General features: G+C 45.9%; 22 protein-coding genes and 2 rRNA genes. 3 read left to right on the top strand and 21 right to left on the bottom strand.

Annotation, left to right across the window (positions count from 1 at the left end; translation table 11 throughout):
- Positions 1–59: 59 nt before the first annotated feature.
- From MKY01_RS03230 to MKY01_RS03185, 10 genes are all read right to left on the bottom strand, one after another.
- Positions 60–2,987, bottom strand: a 23S ribosomal RNA gene (locus tag MKY01_RS03230).
- Positions 2,988–3,353: 366 nt separating this feature from the next.
- Positions 3,354–4,906 (bottom strand): 16S ribosomal RNA (locus MKY01_RS03225).
- Together the 16S and 23S rRNA genes form the textbook arrangement of a ribosomal RNA operon.
- Before the next feature lie 539 nt (positions 4,907–5,445).
- Positions 5,446–6,666: a TraB/GumN family protein gene (locus MKY01_RS03220; RefSeq protein WP_127551099.1), complete on the bottom strand. Its 1,221-nt coding sequence runs from the start codon at positions 6,664–6,666 to the stop codon at positions 5,446–5,448.
- 1,107 nt (positions 6,667–7,773) lie between these two features.
- Entirely contained in the window at positions 7,774–8,199 is a 426-nt protein-coding gene (locus tag MKY01_RS03215) for a MarR family transcriptional regulator (RefSeq protein ID WP_127551101.1), read from the bottom strand.
- A 92-nt stretch (positions 8,200–8,291) separates the two neighbouring features.
- A complete protein-coding gene (locus MKY01_RS03210) occupies positions 8,292–8,636 on the bottom strand; it encodes a DoxX family protein (RefSeq protein ID WP_036613160.1) in 345 nt (114 codons plus the stop codon).
- 574 nt (positions 8,637–9,210) lie between these two features.
- Positions 9,211–10,506: an ABC transporter permease gene (locus tag MKY01_RS03205; protein WP_282319515.1), complete on the bottom strand. Its 1,296-nt coding sequence runs from the start codon at positions 10,504–10,506 to the stop codon at positions 9,211–9,213.
- Positions 10,499–11,401 (bottom strand): ATP-binding cassette domain-containing protein, encoded by a 903-nt coding sequence (locus MKY01_RS03200; protein ID WP_036668607.1) that lies wholly within the window; start codon positions 11,399–11,401, stop codon positions 10,499–10,501. Before MKY01_RS03200 ends, MKY01_RS03205 begins: the two co-directional genes overlap by 8 nt.
- A 20-nt stretch (positions 11,402–11,421) precedes the next feature.
- Positions 11,422–12,318 (bottom strand): ABC transporter ATP-binding protein, encoded by an 897-nt coding sequence (locus tag MKY01_RS03195; protein WP_047840261.1) that lies wholly within the window; start codon positions 12,316–12,318, stop codon positions 11,422–11,424.
- 15 nt (positions 12,319–12,333) lie between these two features.
- Positions 12,334–12,723 carry a GntR family transcriptional regulator gene (locus MKY01_RS03190; protein WP_036613231.1) on the bottom strand — a complete coding sequence of 130 codons (390 nt, stop codon included), beginning with the start codon at positions 12,721–12,723 and terminating at the stop codon, positions 12,334–12,336.
- Positions 12,724–12,812: 89 nt separating this feature from the next.
- Positions 12,813–13,526, bottom strand: a complete 714-nt coding sequence (locus tag MKY01_RS03185; protein WP_047840453.1) for a hypothetical protein — start codon at positions 13,524–13,526, stop codon at positions 12,813–12,815.
- A gap of 200 nt (positions 13,527–13,726) precedes the next feature.
- On the opposite strand from MKY01_RS03185, the gene MKY01_RS03180 reads away from it, so the two are divergent.
- Complete coding sequence (locus tag MKY01_RS03180; RefSeq protein WP_339285323.1) at positions 13,727–14,056, top strand: hypothetical protein; 330 nt, start codon at positions 13,727–13,729, stop codon at positions 14,054–14,056.
- A gap of 110 nt (positions 14,057–14,166) precedes the next feature.
- On the opposite strand, the gene MKY01_RS03175 is transcribed toward MKY01_RS03180, so the two are convergent.
- The 9 genes from MKY01_RS03175 to MKY01_RS03135 all read right to left on the bottom strand — a co-directional run bounded on the left by MKY01_RS03175 (position 14,167) and on the right by MKY01_RS03135 (position 21,781).
- On the bottom strand, positions 14,167–14,538 hold the full coding sequence (locus tag MKY01_RS03175; RefSeq protein WP_036613171.1) for a hypothetical protein: 372 nt from the start codon (positions 14,536–14,538) through the stop codon (positions 14,167–14,169).
- 141 nt (positions 14,539–14,679) lie between these two features.
- Positions 14,680–15,144 carry a DUF420 domain-containing protein gene (locus MKY01_RS03170; RefSeq protein ID WP_074093349.1) on the bottom strand — a complete coding sequence of 155 codons (465 nt, stop codon included), beginning with the start codon at positions 15,142–15,144 and terminating at the stop codon, positions 14,680–14,682.
- 34 nt (positions 15,145–15,178) lie between these two features.
- Positions 15,179–16,102 (bottom strand): cytochrome c oxidase assembly factor CtaG, encoded by a 924-nt coding sequence (gene ctaG, locus MKY01_RS03165; RefSeq protein WP_127551107.1) that lies wholly within the window; start codon positions 16,100–16,102, stop codon positions 15,179–15,181.
- A gap of 108 nt (positions 16,103–16,210) precedes the next feature.
- Positions 16,211–16,531: a cytochrome C oxidase subunit IV family protein gene (locus MKY01_RS03160; protein ID WP_036613178.1), complete on the bottom strand. Its 321-nt coding sequence runs from the start codon at positions 16,529–16,531 to the stop codon at positions 16,211–16,213.
- A gap of 3 nt (positions 16,532–16,534) precedes the next feature.
- The gene (locus tag MKY01_RS03155; RefSeq protein WP_047840264.1) at positions 16,535–17,161 is read right to left on the bottom strand and encodes a cytochrome c oxidase subunit 3; all 627 of its coding nucleotides are present in this window, start codon (positions 17,159–17,161) and stop codon (positions 16,535–16,537) included.
- A complete protein-coding gene (gene ctaD, locus MKY01_RS03150) occupies positions 17,158–19,047 on the bottom strand; it encodes a cytochrome c oxidase subunit I (RefSeq protein WP_339285321.1) in 1,890 nt (629 codons plus the stop codon). Before ctaD ends, MKY01_RS03155 begins: the two co-directional genes overlap by 4 nt.
- A 32-nt stretch (positions 19,048–19,079) precedes the next feature.
- Positions 19,080–20,132 carry a cytochrome c oxidase subunit II gene (gene coxB, locus MKY01_RS03145; RefSeq protein ID WP_047840266.1) on the bottom strand — a complete coding sequence of 351 codons (1,053 nt, stop codon included), beginning with the start codon at positions 20,130–20,132 and terminating at the stop codon, positions 19,080–19,082.
- 565 nt (positions 20,133–20,697) lie between these two features.
- Positions 20,698–21,459, bottom strand: a complete 762-nt coding sequence (gene map, locus MKY01_RS03140) for a type I methionyl aminopeptidase (protein WP_076329704.1) — start codon at positions 21,457–21,459, stop codon at positions 20,698–20,700.
- 133 nt (positions 21,460–21,592) lie between these two features.
- Positions 21,593–21,781, bottom strand: a complete 189-nt coding sequence (locus tag MKY01_RS03135) for a hypothetical protein (RefSeq protein ID WP_017690840.1) — start codon at positions 21,779–21,781, stop codon at positions 21,593–21,595.
- Between the two features lie 397 nt (positions 21,782–22,178).
- Between MKY01_RS03135 and MKY01_RS03130 the strand changes: the two genes are divergently transcribed.
- Entirely contained in the window at positions 22,179–22,454 is a 276-nt protein-coding gene (locus MKY01_RS03130; protein ID WP_282319521.1) for a transposase, read from the top strand.
- Positions 22,455–22,562: 108 nt separating this feature from the next.
- Here MKY01_RS03130 and MKY01_RS03125 read toward each other — a convergent pair whose 3' ends face one another.
- Positions 22,563–23,864: a M48 family metallopeptidase gene (locus tag MKY01_RS03125; protein WP_127551111.1), complete on the bottom strand. Its 1,302-nt coding sequence runs from the start codon at positions 23,862–23,864 to the stop codon at positions 22,563–22,565.
- 242 nt (positions 23,865–24,106) lie between these two features.
- Here MKY01_RS03125 and MKY01_RS03120 point away from each other — a divergent pair, with 242 nt between their 5' ends.
- The gene (locus MKY01_RS03120; protein ID WP_047840268.1) at positions 24,107–24,445 is read left to right on the top strand and encodes a membrane protein; all 339 of its coding nucleotides are present in this window, start codon (positions 24,107–24,109) and stop codon (positions 24,443–24,445) included.
- Positions 24,446–24,541: 96 nt separating this feature from the next.
- Here MKY01_RS03120 and MKY01_RS03115 read toward each other — a convergent pair whose 3' ends face one another.
- The gene (locus tag MKY01_RS03115; RefSeq protein ID WP_339285317.1) at positions 24,542–25,633 is read right to left on the bottom strand and encodes a DUF418 domain-containing protein; all 1,092 of its coding nucleotides are present in this window, start codon (positions 25,631–25,633) and stop codon (positions 24,542–24,544) included.
- Between the last annotated feature and the right edge of the window lie 253 nt (positions 25,634–25,886).

Below are 25,886 nucleotides of genomic sequence, written 5' to 3'. Positions count from 1 at the left end.
TCAGAGATCGTTCTCTGAAAACTAGATTCGAAACGAAACATGCGAATGACAACTTGCTATTGGATAAGCCCTCGACCGATTAGTACTGGTCAGCTCCATGCATTGCTGCACTTCCACCCCCAGCCTATCTACCTCGTCGTCTTCAAGGGGTCTTACATACTGGGAAATCTCATCTTGAGGGGGGCTTCACGCTTAGATGCTTTCAGCGTTTATCCCGTCCGTACATAGCTACCCAGCGGTGCTCCTGGCGGAACAACTGGTACACCAGCGGTACGTCCATCCCGGTCCTCTCGTACTAAGGACAGCTCCTCTCAAATTTCCTACGCCCACGACAGATAGGGACCGAACTGTCTCACGACGTTCTGAACCCAGCTCGCGTACCGCTTTAATGGGCGAACAGCCCAACCCTTGGGACCTACTTCAGCCCCAGGATGCGATGAGCCGACATCGAGGTGCCAAACCTCCCCGTCGATGTGGACTCTTGGGGGAGATAAGCCTGTTATCCCCAGGGTAGCTTTTATCCGTTGAGCGATGGCCCTTCCATGCGGTACCACCGGATCACTAAGCCCGACTTTCGTCCCTGCTCGACTTGTAGGTCTCGCAGTCAAGCTCCCTTATGCCTTTGCACTCTTCGAATGATTTCCAACCATTCTGAGGGAACCTTTGGGCGCCTCCGTTACTCTTTAGGAGGCGACCGCCCCAGTCAAACTGCCCACCTGACACTGTCCCCGCACCGGATTACGGTACCAGGTTAGAACCTAGATACGATCAGGGTGGTATCCCAACGTTGCCTCCATGCAAGCTGGCGCTCACACTTCAAAGGCTCCCACCTATCCTGTACAGATCGTACCCAAATTCAATATCAAGCTGCAGTAAAGCTCCATGGGGTCTTTCCGTCTTGTCGCGGGTAACCTGCATCTTCACAGGTATTAAAATTTCACCGGATCTCTCGTTGAGACAGCGCCCAAGTCGTTACGCCATTCGTGCGGGTCAGAATTTACCTGACAAGGAATTTCGCTACCTTAGGACCGTTATAGTTACGGCCGCCGTTTACTGGGGCTTCGGTTCACAGCTTCGGGATTGCTCCCTAACCACTCCCCTTAACCTTCCAGCACCGGGCAGGCGTCAGCCCGTATACTTCGCCTTACGGCTTCGCACAGACCTGTGTTTTTGCTAAACAGTCGCTTGGGCCTTTTCACTGCGGCCCCCTCGTGCTATTCACACTACCGGGGCACCCCTTCTCCCGAAGTTACGGGGTCATTTTGCCGAGTTCCTTAACGAGAGTTCTTCCGCGCGCCTTAGAATACTCTTCTCGCCTACCTGTGTCGGTTTGCGGTACGGGCACCATCACCTGGCTAGAGGCTTTTCTTGGCAGTGTGAGATCATGACCTTCGCTACTATAATTTTCGCTCCCCATCACAGCTCAGCCTTACAATGTGCGGATTTGCCTACACATCAGCCTTACTGCTTAGACGGACATCCATCAGTCCGCGTCACTACCCTACTGCGTCCCCCCATTGCTCATAACGGCTTACGGTGGTACAGGAATTTCGACCTGTTGTCCTTCGACTACGCCTTTCGGCCTCGCCTTAGGTCCCGACTTACCCTGAGCGGACGAGCCTTCCTCAGGAACCCTTAGGCTTTCGGCGGATCAGATTCTCACTGATCTTTTCGTTACTCATACCGGCATTCTCACTTGTATAATGTCCAGCGCTCCTTACGGTACACCTTCAACCCTTATACAACGCTCCCCTACCCCTGATGCAAAGCATCAAGCCATAGCTTCGGTGGTGTGTTTAGCCCCGTTACATTTTCGGCGCAGAGTCACTCGACCAGTGAGCTATTACGCACTCTTTCAATGATGGCTGCTTCTAAGCCAACATCCTGGTTGTCTGTGCAACTCCACATCCTTTCCCACTTAACACACACTTGGGGACCTTAGCTGATGGTCTGGGCTGTTTCCCTTTTGACAATGGATCTTAGCACTCACTGTCTGACTCCCGGAAGTAAGTCTATGGCATTCGGAGTTTGACTGAGCTTGGTAACCCTTGCGGGCCCCGCACCCAATCAGTGCTCTACCTCCACGACTCTGTTTTCCGAGGCTAGCCCTAAAGCTATTTCGGGGAGAACCAGCTATCTCCGAGTTCGATTGGAATTTCTCCGCTACCCCCACCTCATCCCCGCATTTTTCAACATGCGTGGGTTCGGGCCTCCAGTGCGTGTTACCGCACCTTCACCCTGGACAGGGGTAGATCACCCGGTTTCGGGTCTACGTCCACGTACTAAGTCGCCCTATTCAGACTCGCTTTCGCTGCGGCTCCGGCTCTTCACCTTAACCTTGCACGGGAACGTAACTCGCCGGTTCATTCTACAAAAGGCACGCCATCACCCCTAAAACGGGCTCTGACTTTTTGTAAGCACACGGTTTCAGGTTCTATTTCACTCCCCTTCCGGGGTGCTTTTCACCTTTCCCTCACGGTACTGCTTCACTATCGGTCGCTAGGAAGTATTTAGCCTTGGCAGATGGTCCTGCCGGATTCATACGGGGTTTCACGTGCCCCGCACTACTCGGGATCCGTCTCGGAGGGAACAGACTTTCAACTACAGGGCTTTTACCTTCTTTGGCGGGCCTTTCCAGACCTCTTCGCTTAACCGGTTCCTTTGTAACTCCATGTGAGACGTCCCACAACCCCAAAGAGCAAGCTCTCTGGTTTGGGCTTCTCCGCGTTCGCTCGCCGCTACTGACGGAATCACTATTGTTTTCTCTTCCTCAGGGTACTTAGATGTTTCAGTTCCCCTGGTATGCCTCTACACAACCTATGTATTCAGTTATGAGTAACTGGAAATTACCCCAGCTGGGTTTCCCCATTCGGACACCCCCGGATCAAAGCTTGCTTACAGCTCCCCGAGGCAGTTTCGTTGTTCGCCACGTCCTTCATCGGCTCCTAGCGCCTAGGCATCCTCCGTGTGCTCTTAGTAGCTTAACCTCGTGCTCCGGTTTCGACTGCTCGCTTCCCTTGTTTTGCTTGCGCAAAGCCAAAAGTCGCTCCCATTCGATACCATCGTACGTGCAATCTACCTTATAAAAACACTTCACTTGTTTACACAAGATCAGCTTAAAGGAATGTTCTAATTCGCGTTTGTTTCGTTTCGATATCTAGTTTTCAAAGAACAAGCTCCATGCAAAAGCAAGCTGTTTTGAGAGTTTGAGCTCTCAAAACCGAACAACGAGTGAGTAGTTTGTGCTCTTCATTTCATCCACACCGAAGTGACGGACCGAAATGAATCGCTGTTGCAGGTTCTAAGAACCTGCTTATTTGAATGTTTCCGTTGCAGGAAACGATTCTCCATAGAAAGGAGGTGATCCAGCCGCACCTTCCGATACGGCTACCTTGTTACGACTTCACCCCAATCATCTATCCCACCTTCGGCGGCTGGCTCCTTGCGGTTACCCCACCGACTTCGGGTGTTATAAACTCTCGTGGTGTGACGGGCGGTGTGTACAAGACCCGGGAACGTATTCACCGCGGCATGCTGATCCGCGATTACTAGCAATTCCGACTTCATGCAGGCGAGTTGCAGCCTGCAATCCGAACTGAGACCGGCTTTGTTGGGATTGGCTCCATCTCGCGATTTCGCAGCCCGTTGTACCGGCCATTGTAGTACGTGTGTAGCCCAGGTCATAAGGGGCATGATGATTTGACGTCATCCCCACCTTCCTCCGGTTTGTCACCGGCAGTCTATCTAGAGTGCCCACCCGAAGTGCTGGCAACTAAATATAAGGGTTGCGCTCGTTGCGGGACTTAACCCAACATCTCACGACACGAGCTGACGACAACCATGCACCACCTGTCTTGAATGTTCCGAAGAAAAGGTACATCTCTGCACCGGTCATTCAGATGTCAAGACCTGGTAAGGTTCTTCGCGTTGCTTCGAATTAAACCACATACTCCACTGCTTGTGCGGGTCCCCGTCAATTCCTTTGAGTTTCAGTCTTGCGACCGTACTCCCCAGGCGGAGTGCTTAATGTGTTAACTTCGGCACCAAGGGTATCGAAACCCCTAACACCTAGCACTCATCGTTTACGGCGTGGACTACCAGGGTATCTAATCCTGTTTGCTCCCCACGCTTTCGCGCCTCAGCGTCAGTTACAGCCCAGAGAGTCGCCTTCGCCACTGGTGTTCCTCCACATATCTACGCATTTCACCGCTACACGTGGAATTCCACTCTCCTCTTCTGCACTCAAGTCACCCAGTTTCCAGTGCGATCCGGGGTTGAGCCCCGGGATTAAACACCAGACTTAAATGACCGCCTGCGCGCGCTTTACGCCCAATAATTCCGGACAACGCTTGCCCCCTACGTATTACCGCGGCTGCTGGCACGTAGTTAGCCGGGGCTTTCTTCTCAGGTACCGTCACCTTGAGAGCAGTTACTCTCCCAAGCGTTCTTCCCTGGCAACAGAGCTTTACGATCCGAAAACCTTCATCACTCACGCGGCATTGCTCCGTCAGGCTTTCGCCCATTGCGGAAGATTCCCTACTGCTGCCTCCCGTAGGAGTCTGGGCCGTGTCTCAGTCCCAGTGTGGCCGATCACCCTCTCAGGTCGGCTACGCATCGTCGCCTTGGTGAGCCGTTACCTCACCAACTAGCTAATGCGCCGCAGGCCCATCCCCAAGTGACAGATTGCTCCGTCTTTCCAGTTCTCTTCAGGCGAAGAAAACAATTATTCGGTATTAGCTACCGTTTCCGGTAGTTGTCCCAAACTTGAGGGCAGGTTGCCTACGTGTTACTCACCCGTCCGCCGCTAACCATCAGAGAAGCAAGCTTCTCTTCAAGTCCGCTCGACTTGCATGTATTAGGCATGCCGCCAGCGTTCGTCCTGAGCCAGGATCAAACTCTCCAATAAAGTATTGAAAAGAGCGATAAGCTCATTTTGAATCTGACGAGATTAAAAATCTCATTTGTGCTCCAGTCGATCCAAGCCAAGGCTTGTCTCAAACTTTCGCGTTCATTCTGCAAGCAGAATGTTTACTCACTCGTTGTTCAGTTTTCAAAGATCAAACTTATTTTGTTACCGAATGTTGTTCTCTTCAGCAACTCTTATATAATATCATGTCCGAACCAACTTTGCAAGCTCTTTTTTTAAGTTTCTTTCGAAGCTTATTTCATTCGCTTGCCGCACCGTGTATCTCGTGTTTTTTTGGCCGGAAATAGAATATACCATGTAGAACACACACTTGTAAAGAGTTAATTTCAAAACTTATCAAATCCACGATCTAACCATATTAAGGACCTTCAATCTACCATGAACTCTCAGGTTCAATTTTATTATCCTGCAGCTTAATCTTCTTTATTTAAATCTGTCTTTCTTCTATATAGTAAGAAGGCAACCCTCTCAACTCTCATATTCGAGACGAAAGGGTTACCTTCTATAGTAATCTATATTTATTTCCGTTCTACTTTATATCCTTTATCCTCAAGCAGTTTCACGATGCCATGATCGCCCAAGTAGTGTGCCGCACCAACAACAATGAAATACTCCTCACCTTTGCCGTTTTTCAAGTAACCATCGATTTTGTCCGCCATACCAATGTTACGATCAACCAGCATTGCTTTGTTATATTCCTCGTTAGTGGAGAAGCTGTTTGTCAGTTCAAGCAGTTGCTCGTCATTACCCGTTTTCCACATCTCAGCCATTTCTTTCACACTGTTATCCAACACGTCGAAGTTTTCGATTGTCGCTTTCAGTGTTTCCTCTTGTGTTTCTTTGGAAAAGTCGTTAAACATGCCAAGTTGAGATTGATAACTCTCCAACTCAATAACTGGAAGTTTGCGCTCGATCGCTTTCTGGATGAAATACAGATCCACTCCTGCTGACGCTTCGTATCCTGCCGTTGTGGACTTCAAACTTGCAAGTGTGCTCTCTACTACCCAAGGCTTAAATGCATCCAAGGCGTTAGACTCCAGACCATTTTTCTTCAATACATCACCCAGCTTAGTATACGTTTCACTGGAGATGTGGTCTTTCAGTGTTGTTCCATCTTGATACGAACCCAGACTTAGAACCAGATTTTGCTGCTCTTCATCAGCGGCTTTGCTAATATCAATCTCTACCCCGAGATAGTCAGCTTCCGCAAAGGCTTCTTCAAACTCCGGACGCAGTGGATAGAAGCTCTCATCCGCAATATGCATGGACCCTACCAGATAGATCGTGTTGCCATTGCTCTCAACTTCCCACATGAATCCGCGTCCACCGGTTTGAGCAGTTTCGGTTGCTCCACCTTTGGATACCAACAGCACCGTGCGCGTTGCAACATCCCAGCGAACTTCGTAACCTGCTGCATCACCAACGATGCGGATTGGCGCATACGTTACACCGTTGATACGTGTAAGCTTGCTTTTGAGTGTAATCGTTTTGCCATTTACTACAGCCGTGATCGTATCATCTGTTGCAGTTGTTAGCTTCACATCCATAGCATCCAGCGTAGTCCGCAGTGGAACCAATGTTGTACCTTTCTCCAGGATTGGCGCTCCTGTAGCATATTTCACAGCTTGGTCATTAACCTTGACGGAAGTTCCTTGTGGAGCAGCCATAGCTGGCACTGCAGATGCAAGCAAACCTACTGAGATGGTAAGAGATAAGAGCATGCGTTTCCAATTCTTCATATTATGTAATCTCCTTTATTGAATATAGTTGCCAATCCAATTTTTAATAGAATAGACATACTTAGATACTACGGTTAAAGATGGGAATTGGTGCCACTCCAAAACGGAGCGCACTTTCTCCCTTCATTACTCTCATTAGATAAGAAACAATAAAAACGAAACCAACATACAGGTTCAATGCAACATATTCGCAAAGCCAAAGCTATTCCATGATAAATAGATACTTATCAGCGCTAGGAAAAAAAAGGCTATAGAAACCTTCGGATTGCCCCACAGCTTCACTCCAAATGCGACGAAGAAAATAGTGATAGCTAATTTAGAGATGCTTTGGTAGTTGCCCTGCTGTGAAAAGGCTGAACTGCTAAATACAATTTGAAAGTAGTAGTGTAGTCAGGATCGATCAATGCTTTAAACCACAGAGGTTCCCTCAAAAACTGTATATAGAACCCTTTTAACTGCTGCATGATCATCGACCCTCTCCTGAACTCGATTTAATATGACCACCGACACAGCACACCACTTATCATAATTAGTGAGAAAAAGTCATCAATAAAGCTTATCTATCAGGACATATTTTCATGATAAGTAGGAAAAAGCGCAAAACTCATTTTGCATCTTCATACATGATAATGTATACGGATTTTTGCGATATTTTATCTTAATTATACATAGCAAAAAGACCACTATCTAGTATTAGATAATAGTCTCATTTTAGAATACTTTATTCATTTAAATTAAAATCATTCCGTCTTCTATTTTTGTACAGAAACATAAATACTTAATCGTATGTGAATTGCCGCTATCTCAAAACCAGTTAGAATCATAATCCAGTGATCTTCCCTCCCCTTCTTTCTCTAGTAATATGTTCAGGAAAACATCAAGCAGCTCCTATCAGCTTGAGTACAACTAAAAATATTGCTGGGATAATCGAATTGATGGAATTAAATATCCAGTGAACGATGATATTCGACCATATATTTCTGATAGCTCCTTCTAAAGTAAGTAGAAGCTGGATCCTTATTCTTGCTGCTTCATTCGGAAAGAATCTCACAAATTTTGTGCTTCGGCATGTAGTTGTCATGATTCATCCTCTGGTATAGAGTCTAACTAATCTTCTTGCACATTTCGGTACAGTTTATCTAATATCGTTTTTAACTGATTTAATTCATCGTGTTCCAAACCTCGTGTAACATAGTCATGCGCGTTTTTAACTGTTAACAACAGCTTTCCTTTAACTTCTTGACCTTTAGAGGACAAATATAAATAATGTGAGCGCTTATCTTGATCATGAACAATACGTCGAACCATGCCCTTGCGTTCTAAAGAATGTATCATTCTCACTACCGTTGTTTGATCCCGATCGATGGCCTCCGCCAGCTCTTTTTGAGTCATAGCTTTATCCATATCAAGACAGGAGATAATGCTCCACTGCTCCGGTGTCACCTTGTAGGGCTTTAATTGTTTCGTAAAATAGTTTGTAAGCTTGACATCTGTACGATGGATCAAGAAGCCGGTAATATTATATAAGTCCATTGCAGTACCCTCATTTATCATTTTCTTAAATCAAATATAGTCGATCTCTCAAAGGTTACACATGAAATCCGTCAAAAATTCGTTAATTTCGTTTAGAAAAAATGATACATGGATACAATCAAGCTAAGTATGAACAAAATGAGTGCTGGAATGGCCTTCTGAATCGGATCTTTAGCTAAGACTATTAAAGTAAACGCTCCAGCAAGCATTGTTCCGGCTAGAAGCAAGCCAGCTAAAATTGCTGCGACAGGCATCCAGATGCCAACGATCATACCAGCTGCCCCCACAATCTCGAACGAACCAGTCAAAACATTAAAGAACGATGGCAGTCCAAAACGTTTAAACTCATTGGCCATTTTACCGGAAATAATTTTGCTTCCTGTAAAAAGGAAAAAAACACCTAATAGAACCTGTAAAACTGTGATAAAAATGAACATATCTACCCCTCTTTCATAAATTTATGCATATGAATTTAATACATGCTATAGCATGTATTTTGTTTGAAATTTTATATATTGTCAACCCTAAAATAAAGCTTTATAGATTATAGCCCTCTTATGTCCTTTTAATTTTTCTTAGATTATCGTTCCAAAGGAAGCTTTCTTTTTCACATATCGTTAATATTTCTAGCATGGATAATTCAATTTCTGTTCTTTGTTGAACTGTGGTAAATTTCTCTGTAATCAGCCAATTAAAAGTCTATGCTTCTTACTTTCAATAAATTTAGTAACAAACAAAGGTAATTTACTTAACTTATTGTCAATTCGACCTACGGAATGTAATTTAGCTTGTTTATACAAAAATCAACCATCCCAAATTAAATATAACTTCTAAGTAATTATTCGTTCTTGACTGTTTGTATCGAACACCATTAAACAACATGTAGCGCGTTCAACATTAAATTGGCCACCAATGGCTACAAGCTAATTTAAAATAGAGATATGCGTATTTATGGATAAATACGCATATCTCTATTTGCGACAACACACATTTTATTAAAAAACACTCAACCTAGATCTTATATGCCTTCATGGCTTTAAACAATTCCTTAAAGGTTGGGCGTTTACCGTACATCAACACACCTGTGCGATAGATTTTGGCTGCAAGCCATCCGAAGATGATAATGGATACGATGAGAATCGCTAAGGACGTTAGAATCTCCCAAGTTGGCGCAACTCCTGCACCGATTCGTACCAGAATCGCGGTCGGCGACGTGAATGGAATGAAGCTTGCGATCTTCAACAACAGAATGTTCGGCGTAGAAATACTGAAGATCGCAATATAGAAGGAAACAAGCGACAACATCGTAATCGGCAGAACAGCCTGACCGAGTTCTTCAGTACGGCTTACCATTGAACCAATGGCAGCAAACAACACGGCATACAGGAAGTAACCCAGAATGTAGAATATGAGTCCGTACACAATAACCGCAATATTCACATCACTTACACTCATATTGAAATCACCTAATACTGCACGGTTATGCGGCAACAAGATATTTCCGGCAACCACCGCTCCGAAGATCCCGATTTGCAGCATCCCCACCATGAAAATCCCGATGATTTTACCAAACATCTGACTGAGCGGTGATACACTCGTAATCAGAATCTCCATAATACGTGAGCTCTTCTCAGCTGTGATCTCAGAGGCAATCATGTTACCTGTCATCATCGTTGAGGTAAACAGCAGGATGATCAGCAAGTACACCACAATATAGTTAATCGGGCTCATTTTACCTTCAGACTCAGTACCTGCTCCGCTCTCATCTGTACTCAAACTTTGCTCGGTGAGCTTCACAGGTGTTGTAATCAGTTCCTTCTGCTCCGCTGTGAGTACATCCTTCACAACCACATCCAGCTTCACACTCTGTAATGCCGCTTCAATAGATGCAATGATCTGAGGTGATACGTCATCTGCTGAATATAGAATGGGCTGCGGGAACTCTTGCCCGGAAACAGCTTCAAACTTCAGATAACCATCGGTAAGCCCTGCTTCCACATCCGCCGCAAGAGCAGCCTCATCTTTGTCACCACTGGCAATGAATCGATAGGCCTGATCTCCTTGAGCCGCAGAGAAGCTCTCCAGTTTCTCGGAAACTTCAGGCTGCCCTGTACTCAAAAGACCAATATTTACAGGATTACTGCTTGAAGCTCCACCAATGGAACCCCCATTAAATAAGGTAATGAAATACGGGACATTGAGTCCGATTGAAATTAAAAGTGCAAGTACAATGGTCGTTACCATGAATGATTTCGTTTTAACTTTGTTTTTGAATGTAAAACCCGTAATCGTTCCCATTTTATTCATTCGACTCACCTACCTCACGAATAAAGATTTGGTTAAGCGTTGGTTCCTTCAGTTCAAAGTGTTCCACTGTCGTCTGAGTCATGGCTGTTCTCAGAATCTCTTGAGCCGCTTCCACCTGACTAATATGTATCAGGTACCCACGCTCATTCCGCTCGACTTTCTTCACACCAGACAACTGTTCAAGTCCTTCCACACTACCAATCGTACCCAGGAATACCTGTTCACGCGGATACCGGCTCTTGATCTCCTTGATCTCTCCTTGTACCACCGTGTTGGAACGATGCAGAATGGTGATCTGACGACACAACTCTTCAACGTGCTCCATACGGTGTGTTGAGAACAGAATGGCCGTGCCTTCATCACGCAATTCCTTGACGGTGGACTTGAGTAATTCCACGTTCACAGGATCCAGTCCACTGAACGCTTCATCCAGAATGAGAATCTGCGGTCTATGCACTACAGCCGCGATAAAGCCCATTTTCTGCTGATTACCTTTGGATAACTCCTCGATCTTCTTATCGTAATACTCAGGTACCTCAAACCGATTCAGCCAGTACTTGAGGCTCTGATCTGCGTCCTTACCATTCATGCCACGAAGTCGTGCCAGATAATTAATCTGTTCGCTGACTTTCACCTTCGGGTACAATCCGCGCTCTTCCGGAAGATAACCCATAATCTGTTGCAGCTCCGTATTATAGGGCTTGCCGTTGTACAGGATATTCCCTCCGTCCGGGTGAATCAGTCCGAGCACCATACGCATTGTGGTTGTTTTACCTGCACCATTGGCTCCGAGCAGTCCGTAAATCTCCCCCTCTTTTACATTGAGCGTGACTCCATTAACGGCTGTTTTGTCTGCATATTGCTTGACGACTTGCTTCAATTCCAATCGGTTCATCATTTATCGTCTCCCTTCGGTTATTTCCACTGTACGGGTGCATACCCGGCAATCCAGAATGCCAGCACTTCATCCAATTCCAAGTTACGGATTCTCAATACCCGGTTATTGGACAGCTCCAGCCTTTCCTGCGCCTCGCTGACCCGGGTTGTAATTACGCGAACCAGACCTCCCTCTTCTATAGAAGATTCCACAACACCAGGAATACTTTCTGGCCTTAAATCTCCTTCATACCAGACTTCTTTCCACTGATCGAGCACCATATCTTTCTCGGCCATCCCCAGTGACTGACCACGGTGCATCAATACGATGTAATCCGCAAGCCTTTTGACTTCGTCTGCAATATGTGTGGCAATCAGAATCGTGGTGTCTCCCCCCGCCATGAAGGTACGGAACTGCTCAACCATCACTTTCCAGGCAAAAGGGTCCAATCCTGATGAAGGCTCATCCAAAAGCAGTAGTCTTGGGCGAGCTGCAATTGCAGCTGCAATCTCAAATTTTCGCCTTTCTCCCTTGGACATCTTGTTCAGCTTCACATCAACAGGTACTTCCATATCCTGAATCAGTTGGTCGAACAACTTCATATCCCAACGCGGGTACCAGTACGCCCGGAAATGGGCCGCTTCTTGTGCTGTTATCCGGTTCTCTTCTGAACCAGCGTTATCTGCCACAAAACCAATCTGTTGTCTCAGTTCAATGGGAAGTGGCCCATCATGTTCCTGACCAAACCATATAATCTGCCCAGCATCTGGCAGCACCACTTGCTGTAACATGTTAAGAAGGGTGCTTTTGCCTGAACCATTGTGACCGAGAATAGCCACTATATACCCTTCCGGGATGGTCAGATCAATTGGGCCAATAACTCTGCGTTTTCGCATTTTGGATACGCCGTTCAACTGGATTGCTATGGGTTCCACGTATGAATCACTCCCTTACTTCACGTAAATAGCCTTCAGGACTTCCCGGAATAGGCTCTCCATCTCTTCTTCCGTACAGCCTACCGATTTCCCGGACTGCACCGCTGCCTGCATCGCTTCCTGTGCGGCCTTTAATCTATAATTTTCTCTGTCACCGGCTTCTACCTGGGCCACAAATGTACCTGTCCCCTGCTTCGTACGAAGCAAGCCTTCATTCTCCAGATCCTGATAGACCCGTCTAACCGTAATAACACTGCAATTCAGTGCTCCGGCGAACTCACGAATGGACGGCAAATGTGTTCCCTCCCCCAACTGACCCGTAATAATTAACGATCTTAACTGATTTTCAATTTGGTGGTATAAAGGTTCAGCGCTATTTTCATTAATTTGAATGGGTATTTTCACATCTTGCACCTCGCCCTCCGGTACACTCCAGTCTGTTACCTGACCGTGCCGGTTTCATCCTGTATTCGTACATAAGCTCAATTCTCATTTTAATTCAAATCCCGATGAACCAGCTTCTTCAGCGTAAAACGACTAGACAGCCATAATCCCGCTACGCCAGCCACCAGAGAAATCCACATGATCGGGGAAAGCAGCCCCCATGATTTACTTCCATCCATTACAATCCGCAATCCGTAACTGCCTGATATTCGAATCAGTATGGATATGCCAATGGCGAATGGTATAAAAAGCATACTGAGAAGCAAGTATTTCTTGCCACTGTTCAGAAACTCTCCGTAAATATAGAACCCTGTTACCAAAAGGCCATAACCTGTACAGGTAAGGCTAAAGGCCAGATACTGATCCCATCGGAATCCTTCGGCATGAAGGTTAACCACGTATAACGATCCGTAGAAAAAGATTCCATTGTACGTAAACGCCATCAGAGACTGCTGTAGCCTGGACCACATCACCACTTGTTCAGGAATGGGAATTCTACGATAGTAGGCCAGCATCTGCGTATAAGAATCTTCCTGTATGTAACGGAAGGAGCGCCTGCAGAACATAAACCCTTGAAATGGCAACATGATTAAAAAGAAGGAATCCACTACTGGATTAATAATATCTGTCTGTTGTTGTCCTAAAAACATCACACCGCTCATACCGCCAGTGTATATCATGAATAATGCAGACCATAGCCATTGGAGCCTATCCTTACTCATCTGGCTGCGGGTCAACCACCACGCCTGCTTCCATTCGTTCATATGCATGCCTGCCTTTCACCTGTCATTCACTCATGTTGCTTACTGTGATTACTGTATATATCAATATACACAGTATACAGACCTATTTCTCATCCCGTCAACCCCTAATTTTCCTGAATCAGGAAGACGGGATGGGACACAGTACGAATTTACGTTAAAATAAATTATAGTAACGAATCATAGAAAGGAAGGTTACAGCTATGGATTGGCTGATAGAGATCGGATTTGTCCTCCTTTTCCTTATCGTCGTAATCTGGTTGGTCCTCCGGGATGAGCCTCATCGTCATTCTGCCAAAAAAGGCAGACACCGCATCCGCCGTAACAACGGTTATACCGACTCTGCTTCGGGATATCCGGTCATTATGGGAGATGACTCCTACGATCGACATGCTAGACACACACCGGATCACAAACATCATGATTCAGATTCTTCAGGAGGCACACATTCTCATCACAACAGCGATAGTGGTAGCAGCAATGACAGCAGTGGGGATAGTGGCGGCGGAGACAGTGGGGGTGGCGGGGATTAAACATCATTTCCCAATCACAAAAGAAGGGCTGTACCTGTTATTGTGTAAACACAATTCGGGTACAGCCCTTTGCCGCTCTCTAGCACCTGTTAGAAGAAGAGGCCTTACGATTAAACGAGGTTATAGCCACTAGGCAGACTGCGATCCCTGCGGATTGCGCGAATCTGAGCCAGCGTTAACCGTTGATTGGTGGAGATCAGGGATTCCACGTCATTGCCACGGATCAGATCATCCAAATCTCTCAAGTTGGTGTTGCCTCGGAAGACTCGGAATCCACCTTGGAAGTTAGGACGTGTAAACACAACCAGTGTTGCATTGGAACTTGTTGAGAAAAAGCGCAGGCTCTCCACCCCATCCAAAATATTGTCCAGGTTACGAAGACCCGTGTTGCCACGATAGATGCGGCTTCTCCCTCTGTAGTTCTCTTCTGAATACACGGTAAGACGTGGATACGTTTGACTGACGTTGACTGTTTTTTTCATTTTGTTTCCCCCTCTCGAACTCATTCTATGAATGAATGAGAGAGGAAGCGTGGACGAATGATCTGCTAGATTCGTCCATTTTCATATTTTCAGAAGAGAGTAGTGACGCCGCCCAAGTAACAGGAGGTTATATCTCAACTTTTATACGCCGAGGATAACTTCCCATACCGGACGTGTATGACCACCAGGATATAAGAGATATAGAAGAACATACACGACAACACCTGTTAGCGCTGACCCGAACCAGATCATGGACGTGAACTTACCCCAGCGGCGATGTTTTCCGAACTTCTTTTTGAACCCCAGCACCAGTGTGGAGATGCCAAATATCGCTGCCACGGTAGCCAGGATAATATGAAAGATCAGAAATATCCGATAAAAGATCTCCAGATCCGGGTCCCCGCCCCAAGCCGTATTGCCCACGAACACTGTACGAGACATATAGATCACAAAGAAGATTAGAGCTGCAATCGCACCTGCTACCATGGCGGACTGATGAGCCTCACGTTTCCCCCGAATAATCAGTACCCATCCAATCCCCACCAGTACTGCACTAATCACAATGAAAGAAGTACTGATCGTTGGTAGCCAAAAATACATATCCATCGTGTGTTCCCCCTCTTGTCAGAACATTACTTCATTATTTGGCAGCCGGATTGAGCGGCCCTCCTGCGCCCCCTGCAGGATACGAATCATCATCATCTTCCTGCTTCTCTTTCCGATACCATTGGAAAAAGACATAAGCCAGCATCGAGGCAAAGATTCCTTCCTGAATAAACTTCATGACAATGCCACCGACCTGCTGATCTTCTTTCGCAGAAGACAGGAAGTTGAAGAACGCAGGCCCACCGAATGAGCGAAGTAACGCCGTAGAATCTCCAGACACACAATACCGCATTGCTTCAGCCCATACTGCCGGGTTGCTGTACGTCTGATACAACGGCTCGGCCGCAAAAATAATCAATCCACACGCAGGCGTGAGCAGTACCATATTCAGAAAAATAAAACCAATCTTGGATAACCCCGATGCTTGTCTGCCTTCTGGCAACGGATTCAGCAATGTCCACCACATGAGCATCGAGGTGATGAACAGCGCAATATAATACAACCGGTGAACGGTAAAATTCAGCATGACGTAATCATGTACAATCGGTAGGTGATACAGCGAGAACAGCCCGTTAAAGAGTACTGCCGCAACGATCGGATGAGCCAGGAACGATAGCTGTCGTGTAGGCAACCAGCGCACGATTCTGCGCCATACCCAGATCGGCAAACCTTTCATCATCAGCGGCGGAGCTACCAGATAGGAGAACGCCATACTTACCATGTGGAAGCTAAACATCACGTGACCAAGCAGATTAAATGGTCCAGCTTGAGCCAGATACAGGACAAACAGTCCTGTAATAAACATGATTTTCTGTGCAGCAGTCGCAGGCTCTGCATCCTTTATTTGTTCGCTTAACGGTCCCACAAGCACCAGATAAGCCGCAGCAATGATTAGAAATAAAGCCAATATAAGCGGACTCCATAAGTCGTTAAAGCTAAAATATTGCAACCCGAGCATACGGGAAACCTCCCCGTGACCTGATTTGGTTGTTGCCATCATTACTTTGTGAAGATTCATTCACCAAAAAGGGGAAAAGACGGCGGCAATGCGCCGCCGCCATCTCTTTTACCACCAGACCCAATAGAGTGCCATAATGATGCACGTAAAGGCTACGAAAAAGCCAAAGGCCATGAACAGAATCGGCATCAAGTGCCCTTTGTCCTTCAAGTGCATCCAATAACCCAATTGAACGAATACTTGAAGAATAGCCATGACGAGCAAAATAATAATGATAAAGGTTGTGTTGACCCCTCCGGCAGAAGCAGCCGCAAACGCAATCAGCGTAAGAATAATGGAGAAGATAAACACCACGACGTGTTTCTGTGGCCCTTCCGTCCGGTGACGGTGTTTCACAGGCTGTTGATCTGTCTTATCCTGTGCCGACATGTGCTACCCCACCTTTCCGAGCAGGTACACGACCGTAAAGATGAACACCCATACCACGTCAATAAAGTGCCAGTACATTGCGGAGACGTATACTTTAGGTGCGGTTACGACCGTCAATCCTTTTTTGAACAGCTGACCGATAATGATTCCGATCCACACAATACCAAAAGCAACGTGGGCTCCGTGGAACCCGACCAGTGTATAGAATGCTGAACTGAATGCACTCGTGGTCATGCCAAACTCTTTATGTTTCACATACTCGTAGAACTCGTAAATTTCCAGTGCGAGAAATCCCATACCCAGTACTACCGTGATGCCAAGCCACAACGCCAGTGCATCTCGCTTGCCCTTATGCATGGCCTGAATCGCAAATACACTCGTCAAACTACTGACCAGGAGAATGAACGTTGCAGCGGCCACAAGTGGCAGGTGGAACAGTTCATTCGCCGTAGGTCCATCATTGGTTTGGCCACGAAGAGCCAGGAAGGTAGCAAAGAGTGTACCGAACAGTACCGTTTCGCCGCCAAGGAACAACCAGAAGGCGATAAGCTTGTTACGGCCTTCCAGCGTTGCTTTCTCCGGTTCATGCGGCAATTTGTCGTTCACCGGTTCGGCATGTGAGGTTGTCATGTTCTAGCCCCCTTCTCATCCTGATCCTCCGGTTCAATATGCCAGCCATGATCATCATAAAGTGAACGAAGTGCCATTGCACCAAATGTGATTACGAGACCAATAATAACTACAATATAATTGTTGAAAATGACATTCATAAATGCATTACCAAATTCATCATTGCTGAACATCAAGCCAAGTCCGGCGATAAAGATACCTACTGACATTACAAACGGCAACGGCGTTGCTGAAGGCATATGAATCGAACCTACAGGTTCTGCCGGTGTCATCTCCGTATGTCCTGCCATTTTTTCCTTCCAATATGCATCAATTCCGCGTACCAGCGGCGTCTGCTTGAAATTATATTCCGGCGGCGGAGATGGAATAGACCATTCCAGTGTACGGCCGTCTTCCCACGGATCGTTTGGCGCGCCAGCCGGTTTTTTCATTGTGATCACGATGTTCACGAGGAACATGATAACCCCAACACCCATTAGAAACGCACCGACGGAGCTGACCAGATTGAGCAGGTCAAAGTCCTGATTCGGCAAGTATGTAACGATCCGGCGCTGCATCCCCATCAGACCGAGGAAATGCTGTACAAAGAACGTTAATTGGAAACCGATCATAAATGTCCAGAACGTCCATTTGCCCAGTGTTTCGCTGAGAATACGTCCGAACATCTTCGGCCACCAGTAATGTAGTCCCGAGAACAATCCAAGTACGAGTCCCCCTACAATAACGTAGTGGAAGTGGGCTACAACAAAGTACGTATCATGGAACTGGAAGTCTGCCGGAGCAGATGCCAGCATAACGCCTGTAACACCACCCATAACGAAGGTTGGGACGAATCCAACAGCAAACAGGTTTGCCGCGGTAAAGCGGATCTGTCCACCCCACATCGTAAAGAGCCAGTTAAAGATTTTGATCCCGGTAGGTACGGCAATCAACATCGTGGAGATGGAGAAAAGCGCGTTGGCTACATTACCCAGACCTGTTGTAAACATGTGATGCGCCCATACCATGAAGCCCAGGAAGGCAATCAGGATGGTAGCAAATACCATGGAGCTGTATCCGAACAACCGTTTACGCGAGAAGGTCGGAATAACCTCCGAGATAATACCAAATGCCGGCAAAATCAGAATGTATACTTCCGGGTGCCCGAAGATCCAGAAGATGTGCTGCCAGAGTACGGGGTTACCGCCACCTGCGACATCGAAGAAATTCGCTCCCAGTATACGGTCAAACGTCAAAAGTACAAGTCCTACCGTGATGGCAGGAAAAGCAAAAAGGATAATGGCAGATGTAATAAATGTCGTCCATGTAAACATCGGCATCCGCATGTAGGACATGCCTGGAGCACGCATTGTAATAATTGTTGCGAGAAAGTTAATGCCCCCGATGAGCGTTCCCAGACCCGCGATCTGAAGGCCGATGGTGTAGAAATCCACACCATGCGTTCCACTGTACTCACTGCCCGAAAGCGGCGTATATGAGGTCCAACCCGCATCCGGTGCTCCGCCCATAACCCAGCTCAGGTTCAGCAACAATCCACCAAACAGGAATGTCCAGAAACCCAGCGCGTTAAGAAACGGGAAAGCAACGTCCCGCGCCCCGATCTGCAAAGGCACGACAGCATTCATAATGGCAAAAATAAGTGGCATGACACCAAGGAAAATCATCGTTGTTCCATGCATTGTAATCAATTCGTTGAAGACCTGTGCCGATACAAAATTATTCATAGGCTTCATCAGTTGAATCCGAATCAAAATGGCTTCAATGCCGCCGATTCCAAAGAAAAATCCACCCGCAACCAAATAGAGAATGGCGATTTTTTTGTGATCGACGGTGGTGATCCAATCCATCAAGCCCCTGTACCTCTTGACGCTATGCGCATGAGCCAAGGTTGTGTACCCCCTTCTTCGTCCTTGCTGTTCTATTCATAGTCCAATTTGTAGTTGGCCAGATATTCGGCAATTCCGTCGATTTCTTCATCCGTCAACCCAAGATCTTTGGGATTCGGCATGGTATTGCCCGGCTTCACGGATTGTGGATCATGGAGCCATTCTTTCATGTTATCCAGTACCGGACTACCTTCTTCCTGTCCCTCGCGAGAATTCAGCAAAATGCCTGCGACAGATTCCTTGCCGCCGATTCCCGTCAGGTTAGGTGCAACCGGTCCACCTTGATCACCAACAGCGTGGCAAGAAAGGCAGTTTGTTTTGAACTTCTCGGCCAATTGAGTGTCTTCAGGAAGGACTGCAGGTGCTTTCATCTGGTTCACCCATCTGTCAAAGGATTCCTGACTCACTGCTTTTACCTTAAACTCCATGAAAGCATGCGATCTGCCACATAATTCGGCACATTTACCACGGTAAACGCCTTCATTCGGTGCAGAGAAACTGAACTTGTTAAGTGTTCCATCCGGGTTTGTGTCCATTTTGCCCGCAAGTGACGGCACCCAGAAGGAGTGAAGCACGTCAGCGGTTTTTAATTCGAATGCAATTTTTGTTCCGGTCGGGATGATGAGATCTTGAGCGGTGGTTACGTCATATTGAGGATAAGTGAATTCCCACCAGTACTGATGCGAGGTGACTTGGACCTTAAGTGCATTTTTGTCATTGGACAGATCTTCGCCTTGGGCAAAAATCGTTTGGACCGTCGGTACTGCCAGAACAATAACCAGCAATAACGGAATGGCTGTCCAGATTACTTCCAGCTTGAAATTACCTTCAACCTGTTCGGGCATCTCAGTCTGCCCGGCTCGTCTACGAAACCGGATCAGAACATAGGCCGCTATGGCAAATACAATGATGAGCACCACGATCATAATCGCGATGGATAACTTCATCAGATCATATTGGCCTTGCGCTACAGGACCCTGAGGTTTCATTACCGACAAGTCTTCCCGCCCGCATGCGGATAGCAGCAAAGAGAACACCGCCAGCAAGGGGAGAATTCGCTTTGCAACCTGCCACTGTTTCATCATTGATCTACCCCACTTTTTTACGTTTTCGTAGATTACCGTTGTCGTTCGGTAGAAAGGCAACAAAAGGTACGTTTCAGCACGATACGCATAATCCTCTTCATCATACAGAACGCTTAGAAAAATAACGCTTCCAGTACTCCCGTGATTTCCTGCTCAGGGCATGTCTGCGCATTCTTCCAATTCATTCTATATGCTTCAATCACTTATTAAATATAAGTTGAGGGTATGATTTTGTCAATCTTTGGACACATGTTCACAAATTGTTCACTTTATGTAAAAAACCGCTCTACAACTTGATTTGCAAACGATTTCAGTTAAAAGTATTACACTCTACATTTGAAAATTTTTGCCAAATTTCGGTGATAAAACTCGATTTATTGGTGATTTTTCTCACATTGAAAACATGTGCTATTATGCAAAAGAAAGATCAGAATATATGGAAAACCTCTTCCATATCCATTCAGAAGACATGCCTATCGCTCCATACCGCTATCTTTAAGCTCAAAACAGCATGGAGCATTTCTGAGAAAGTTCAACTCAAGCCCTCTTCTTCACTGAGTTCATCTCACGTGCCATCGGTCAGAATCAAGGGGCCATTCCCAGTAATCGCAACCGTATGCTCATACTGGACCCCCCAGCTGCCATCTACCGTCCTTACCGTCCATCCATCTTCATCCCAGACAACGGCCCCAGAACTGCCTTTTGTAAAGATTGGTTCAATCGTAATAACCATGCCCTCGGTGAGCATCGTGCCCGTTCTACGTTTGCCATAAGGCAGAACATTTGGGGGTTCATGAATATATTGACCAATCCCATGACCGATGAGAGGCTTCACAATCCCGTACCGATACAGTCTGGCTGTTCGTTCAATGGCACTTCCAATATCTCCGAGTGTATTCCCTGGAACTGCCTGGGCAATCGCCCGCTCAAGTGCCTTCTCCGTGCGCCTCATCAGCTTGCGAATGGATCTGCTTGTTTCACCAATTCCATATGTCCAGGCCGAGTCAGCAAGCCAGCCGTCTTTGTTCACCACCATATCGATGGTCACTACATCCCCGCTTGCCAGCTCCTCTTCCCCCGGAAATCCGTGGCAGACCACTTCATTGACAGAGGCACACGTCGCGTACGGATATCCTTTGTACCCTTTTTGCTCCGGTGTGGCTCCTCGTGCTGCCAGAAACTCTTCCACCCGCTCATTAATCGCTGCGGTCGTGATACCGGGGATCATCCACTGCTCAATATGCTGGTGACAACTTCGCAAAATTCGTCCAGCTTCCCGCATGTAGCCAATCTCTTCTTTGGTTTTCAAAATAGGGTCCACATGCATTCATCCTTCCCGCTGTAGGTGTACTCCCATATATATGCAGCAGGAACGCAAAAAAAACCGCCTTCCGGAGCTTAACGCCCGAGAGACGGTTCTATTCATTATCGGAACAGTATAATCAGAGTTGTGTGTTGTTTCAGGACACGGAAGAATCCATCTTGACAAGCTCATGCTCAACCACAGAAGTCAATTCTTCCTCATATCCACCCGTAATCCGGTATTTTCTCACGTACTCCTTCACGAATTTTTTTGGATCCTTAGGACGGAAAATCCGAGTCATTTCCCTCAAACTTTCTTTGACCTCATTGTGACCTTTCGTTGCCATTGTAATTCCCTCCCAAAACGTTGAAAGTGAATGCTCCGTTTAGAGAATGCCGAATAAGTCTTAAATGCCATCCATGAAGTTGTGCGCGGCTTAAAGCAAGCTTTAGGTCGGGAACCTCGCTAGAAAGCAAGTACCTGACACTATAAATACCCGATATGATTCGGAATGAATCATAATCTTATTGTAGCATATTCGGAAGTATCTTACGACTTGACGATTTCCTCTAATAAATATAACGGTTTTCATGCCCAAAAAGTTTAATTCCGAATCATATGTTAAGATTGCCACCATTCTATACGGAATTAATATATCCAGCATAACACTGAACTATTCGGGGGATATTATCACGGACAACCCATACAGTTAAATTACTGGTATCCAAAGGAGGCGTCGTCTCATGGACCGCAAAGAACAAGATATGCTGCCCCTTTCGCATGAAAAGGTGGAAGTAGACGGAGTTTACATCAACGAAGCCGGACGTGAGGAACATCTGCACCGGGGGCAACATTTCCCGGCTGATCCCGTTCTTGGCAAGTCGGAATGGAAACTGACGGAATATGCATATGATAATCATCACAAAGGAAGAACCGATGAGCGGTTGGTTCCCAAAGAAAACAACACCGACAAAAACGGCAAGATCAACAGCCCACGCAGACAGTTTCAGGGCGGGTAGTCTTGTTTGTTAAACGTATGTAGTGCTAGAAAAAAACAAGTGCAGTACAAGCCATATATCGGCTTGTACTGCACTTGTTCCATTTTAAGATAAATTTCAATTTTTTTGTTAGTTTCCCCTTAAATCACTCAGTAGAATTTTCTGGGAGCTCTGTTCCAATAGACGAAATTCCTCGTTGATTTTCCGTTCTCTGGCTGCATCAGGCCGATAACCCGGAATCATTGCCCAATGCTCTCTTATCAATTCAATGCGATACATTGTTGGAGGATGATACGCATGATCCTGGGTATCACGTGTTACCTGCAAACGTTGAAGTCGAAGAATCTCTTGGCTTGGAACGGCAGAAATACGACTTCTGAATTCCTCATACAATTCCTTGTTGTACTGATATTCTGCCACTTGCTCAGCTGTAAGTGCAAAAAGGCCTGCCATCTCAGACTTTAAGAACAAAGACTCTACCGCTTTACTTCCAGCTGTCTCCGAAGCTTCATGATCTGCGATGTAGAAAGCTCGTTGCATCTCAGGCCTCATGCTCCAAAGCAATAAGACATATATCCCACCAACAATGGCAAGCAACAATAGACGAAATATGATGATTGGGAATACTACCCAAGTTAATAAACCGCTTCCCTCCGGATTAATCGTGTCGAGCCAGGAATGAAGCACGTGTTTGGCACGTTCAACGAAAGAGCTATTAGATATGTTGGGGTGTGCCAACTGACTCATTTGATGACTAATTGCGGCTACCTTCTCCTCTAGTGTCAAGGCTGCAAACAAAGGGATTCCCAAGACGATAGCTCTCTTTTTTCTTTTGAGATGTAGTACGTACCCGTTATATTCCTCATTGATGAGAATCATATCCACAGGCGGAACATTCATACGCTCCCCAATCTCATCAATCATCCCATACAATTCGGGAAACTCATCTCTTCTGATGATTCTACCTGGAAGACGTTTCCGATACGGCAAGATAATCGTAATCCATAGAAGTACCAGGGCAATACCTAATACAAAGAGCCAAGAAGAAGTGGTTGAAAAGAAATAAATTGCCAATCCTAAAATAGCTAATGTTGAGCTATGGACTAGAAGGGCAATCAAATAGGTAAATATACTCTTTTTAGTAAAGGGAATCTCTCTATTGATACTGTACTTGAATTCCTTAAGCAATGGATCAGAAGATTGTTCCCTTGTTTCGTTGTTCAATTTCTCAGATATGAATTCTCTACCTTGATCCCCTTCCCCATAAATGTTCCAATTACACTTCTCACACCAGGTCATGTACCCTGGGTTTACCTCCATTTGATGTCCGCATTCAGGACAATGCTCTTGCTCTGTGTGATACAAAATTTCTTCCACTCCTTGGTTAAACTTATGTACTAGGAAAATATTATATAAAAAGTAATCTTTCACTTAAAAAGATATTATATATCACTCTATATAAATCGGGGTTTAATGGAATATTTTGAATATGTAGAAAGTCTCAAATTGTATGTGTGTTTACGCACTTGAATTTCTAAATGAATCTATAGTCTCACATGTTTACCTATATATTATTTTCTTTTGTTCATCTGGAACATTCCTTAACCAAACCGGTTCAGTTCTGTCCACCTCTCTCATAACCTAGTTAAAAAGGTCAAAGGAGGCTGGACCGGATGTCCCCCATGAAATCGTCTAGCGGTCTGGATGAAAATATTGCCGGTATGCTTTGTTATCTGTTTACCTTTGTAGGTGGGATTGTCTTTCTCGCTGTGGAGAAGCGGAGCCGGTTCGTGTTATTTCATGCGCTGCAATCTGTAACGGTCTTTGGCATCATTATGGTCGGGCATGTATTATCGGCTTTCCTTCCGTTGTTCGGACCACTGGTGGCATCGCTGTTATCCCTGCTTGGTGTAGTGGTCTGGCTTATTATGGTCGTTACCAGCCTGCAGGGGAAATGGCTAAAACTGCCGTGGGTTGGCGATTTTGCAGAAAAACAGCTGCGTCATCTGTAACTTCAAACAAAAAGTATACGTGTTCCAAAAAGAAAAGACGATCCATTTCCGTTCAACCGGATGTGGATCGTCTTTGATTATAACGAGGAAAAAGAGTCAACCTCTCACCCTTTTGTCATGAACACGTGGCTTAGAATGCTTTTTCCGGATCGGAATGAAACTTAGATAAGTACCACATCTCCATACCCATTCCAGCGGCCCATACTGGAACCAGCGCATCCACAGATTACTCGCGATGACTTGTACAATAACCATGCCAATGCACACAAGGGTAGACACCGTATACGATACAGCAGCATCTGCAAATATGAGTTGGTATACCACCAACAAAATGATGGTCTGTGCAATATAATTGGTCAGGGCCATTCGTCCGAATGCATGCAGGGGACTTAACATTTTGGCAAAGGTCATGTTCTGGTTCAATCTCAGTAATGTACTTAGATAAAAGATGGATACCACCGGACCAATTGCCACACCGATATGTTCTAATCGAAAAGCAGCATCCATATTGGCTTGCTCAGCAACAGGCAGGCTCGCACCAATCACTTCGTATAGAAACGGACTCATCGCATCCGGAGGAGCAACCCACCACATGATACCGATCCCCACCGTAGAAGCGATGAATGAAATGAACCAGATTCTGCCCAGATACGGGAGTCCTTTCTGGATCTTCTCCATCAGTTGATATTGGCCTGCTGACAATCCCAGTATAATTAAAAAAGGAATCGTTAGCATTTTGACACCTATCGCGGCGGCCGCACTGAATCCCACCACACCGAGCACCAAATTCACAGTTCGAGGTGCCCAATATAACGGAATGACAACCAACCCTATGATGGCATAAAGAAATAAAGCTTCTCCAGACTGATACTGTTGATGAATATATCCCAGCGCTAATAAAATAAGCATCCTGCGGATATAGAGAAACAGCTTGGTTTGACCTTTGGGAGCTGACCGGCTTAGAAAAAGATAAAATCCAAGGCCAAATAAAAAACAGAAGATATCGTAAAAACGTGCCTCCACCAAAAAATATAATGCTCGTTGGATCCAAAAATCTACACGAGTATCCGGCTTCAACATAACCCACAATGCCAATATATTTACGAATGGTAGGCCTATCAAGGAAAACCCTCGAAACAAATCCAGAAACTTCATTCGATCTTGTTTTGATACAGGTTGATAATTCATCGTTCCTCCCAGTGAAATTATTATTATGTAATCAAAAAGCGATTGGATCGCTTATCTCTTTGGTGTATATCCCCATGCATGATAACAGTCTATCCTTCATACAACATGGCTTGCCATCGAATTAGGTGAATAACTTCTTACATCCGGCATAAGGTCTTGTTCCTGTATTGTTCCTGTACAGCAGCACATTGGACTCTATGCTGATGATAAACAAAATAAAAAAAACACCGAAAACACGACTCTGCTGAGTCTG

This window comes from Paenibacillus sp. FSL R5-0486 (assembly GCF_037975155.1).
Lineage (GTDB): Bacteria > Bacillota > Bacilli > Paenibacillales > Paenibacillaceae > Paenibacillus > Paenibacillus amylolyticus.
This window is presented reverse-complemented; position numbering and strand designations above follow the sequence as displayed.

Excerpts from the sequence above, each read along its gene's own strand:
- MKY01_RS03205 (WP_282319515.1), bottom strand. The coding sequence starts at position 10,506 with ATGAATAAAATGGGAACGATTACGGGTTTTACATTCAAAAACAAAGTT.
- MKY01_RS03180 (WP_339285323.1), top strand. The coding sequence starts at position 13,727 with ATGGATTGGCTGATAGAGATCGGATTTGTCCTCCTTTTCCTTATCGTC.
- MKY01_RS03135 (WP_017690840.1), bottom strand. The coding sequence starts at position 21,781 with ATGGCAACGAAAGGTCACAATGAGGTCAAAGAAAGTTTGAGGGAAATG.
- MKY01_RS03170 (WP_074093349.1), bottom strand. The coding sequence starts at position 15,144 with ATGGATATGTATTTTTGGCTACCAACGATCAGTACTTCTTTCATTGTG.
- MKY01_RS03200 (WP_036668607.1), bottom strand. The coding sequence starts at position 11,401 with ATGAACCGATTGGAATTGAAGCAAGTCGTCAAGCAATATGCAGACAAA.
- MKY01_RS03130 (WP_282319521.1), top strand. The coding sequence starts at position 22,179 with ATGGACCGCAAAGAACAAGATATGCTGCCCCTTTCGCATGAAAAGGTG.
- MKY01_RS03120 (WP_047840268.1), top strand. The coding sequence starts at position 24,107 with ATGTCCCCCATGAAATCGTCTAGCGGTCTGGATGAAAATATTGCCGGT.
- MKY01_RS03115 (WP_339285317.1), bottom strand. The coding sequence starts at position 25,633 with ATGAATTATCAACCTGTATCAAAACAAGATCGAATGAAGTTTCTGGAT.
- MKY01_RS03215 (WP_127551101.1), bottom strand. The coding sequence starts at position 8,199 with ATGGACTTATATAATATTACCGGCTTCTTGATCCATCGTACAGATGTC.
- MKY01_RS03175 (WP_036613171.1), bottom strand. The coding sequence starts at position 14,538 with ATGAAAAAAACAGTCAACGTCAGTCAAACGTATCCACGTCTTACCGTG.
- MKY01_RS03210 (WP_036613160.1), bottom strand. The coding sequence starts at position 8,636 with ATGTTCATTTTTATCACAGTTTTACAGGTTCTATTAGGTGTTTTTTTC.
- MKY01_RS03220 (WP_127551099.1), bottom strand. The coding sequence starts at position 6,666 with ATGAAGAATTGGAAACGCATGCTCTTATCTCTTACCATCTCAGTAGGT.
- MKY01_RS03155 (WP_047840264.1), bottom strand. The coding sequence starts at position 17,161 with ATGACAACCTCACATGCCGAACCGGTGAACGACAAATTGCCGCATGAA.
- ctaG (WP_127551107.1), bottom strand. The coding sequence starts at position 16,102 with ATGCTCGGGTTGCAATATTTTAGCTTTAACGACTTATGGAGTCCGCTT.
- MKY01_RS03160 (WP_036613178.1), bottom strand. The coding sequence starts at position 16,531 with ATGTCGGCACAGGATAAGACAGATCAACAGCCTGTGAAACACCGTCAC.
- map (WP_076329704.1), bottom strand. The coding sequence starts at position 21,459 with ATGCATGTGGACCCTATTTTGAAAACCAAAGAAGAGATTGGCTACATG.
- coxB (WP_047840266.1), bottom strand. The coding sequence starts at position 20,132 with ATGATGAAACAGTGGCAGGTTGCAAAGCGAATTCTCCCCTTGCTGGCG.
- MKY01_RS03185 (WP_047840453.1), bottom strand. The coding sequence starts at position 13,526 with ATGAACGAATGGAAGCAGGCGTGGTGGTTGACCCGCAGCCAGATGAGT.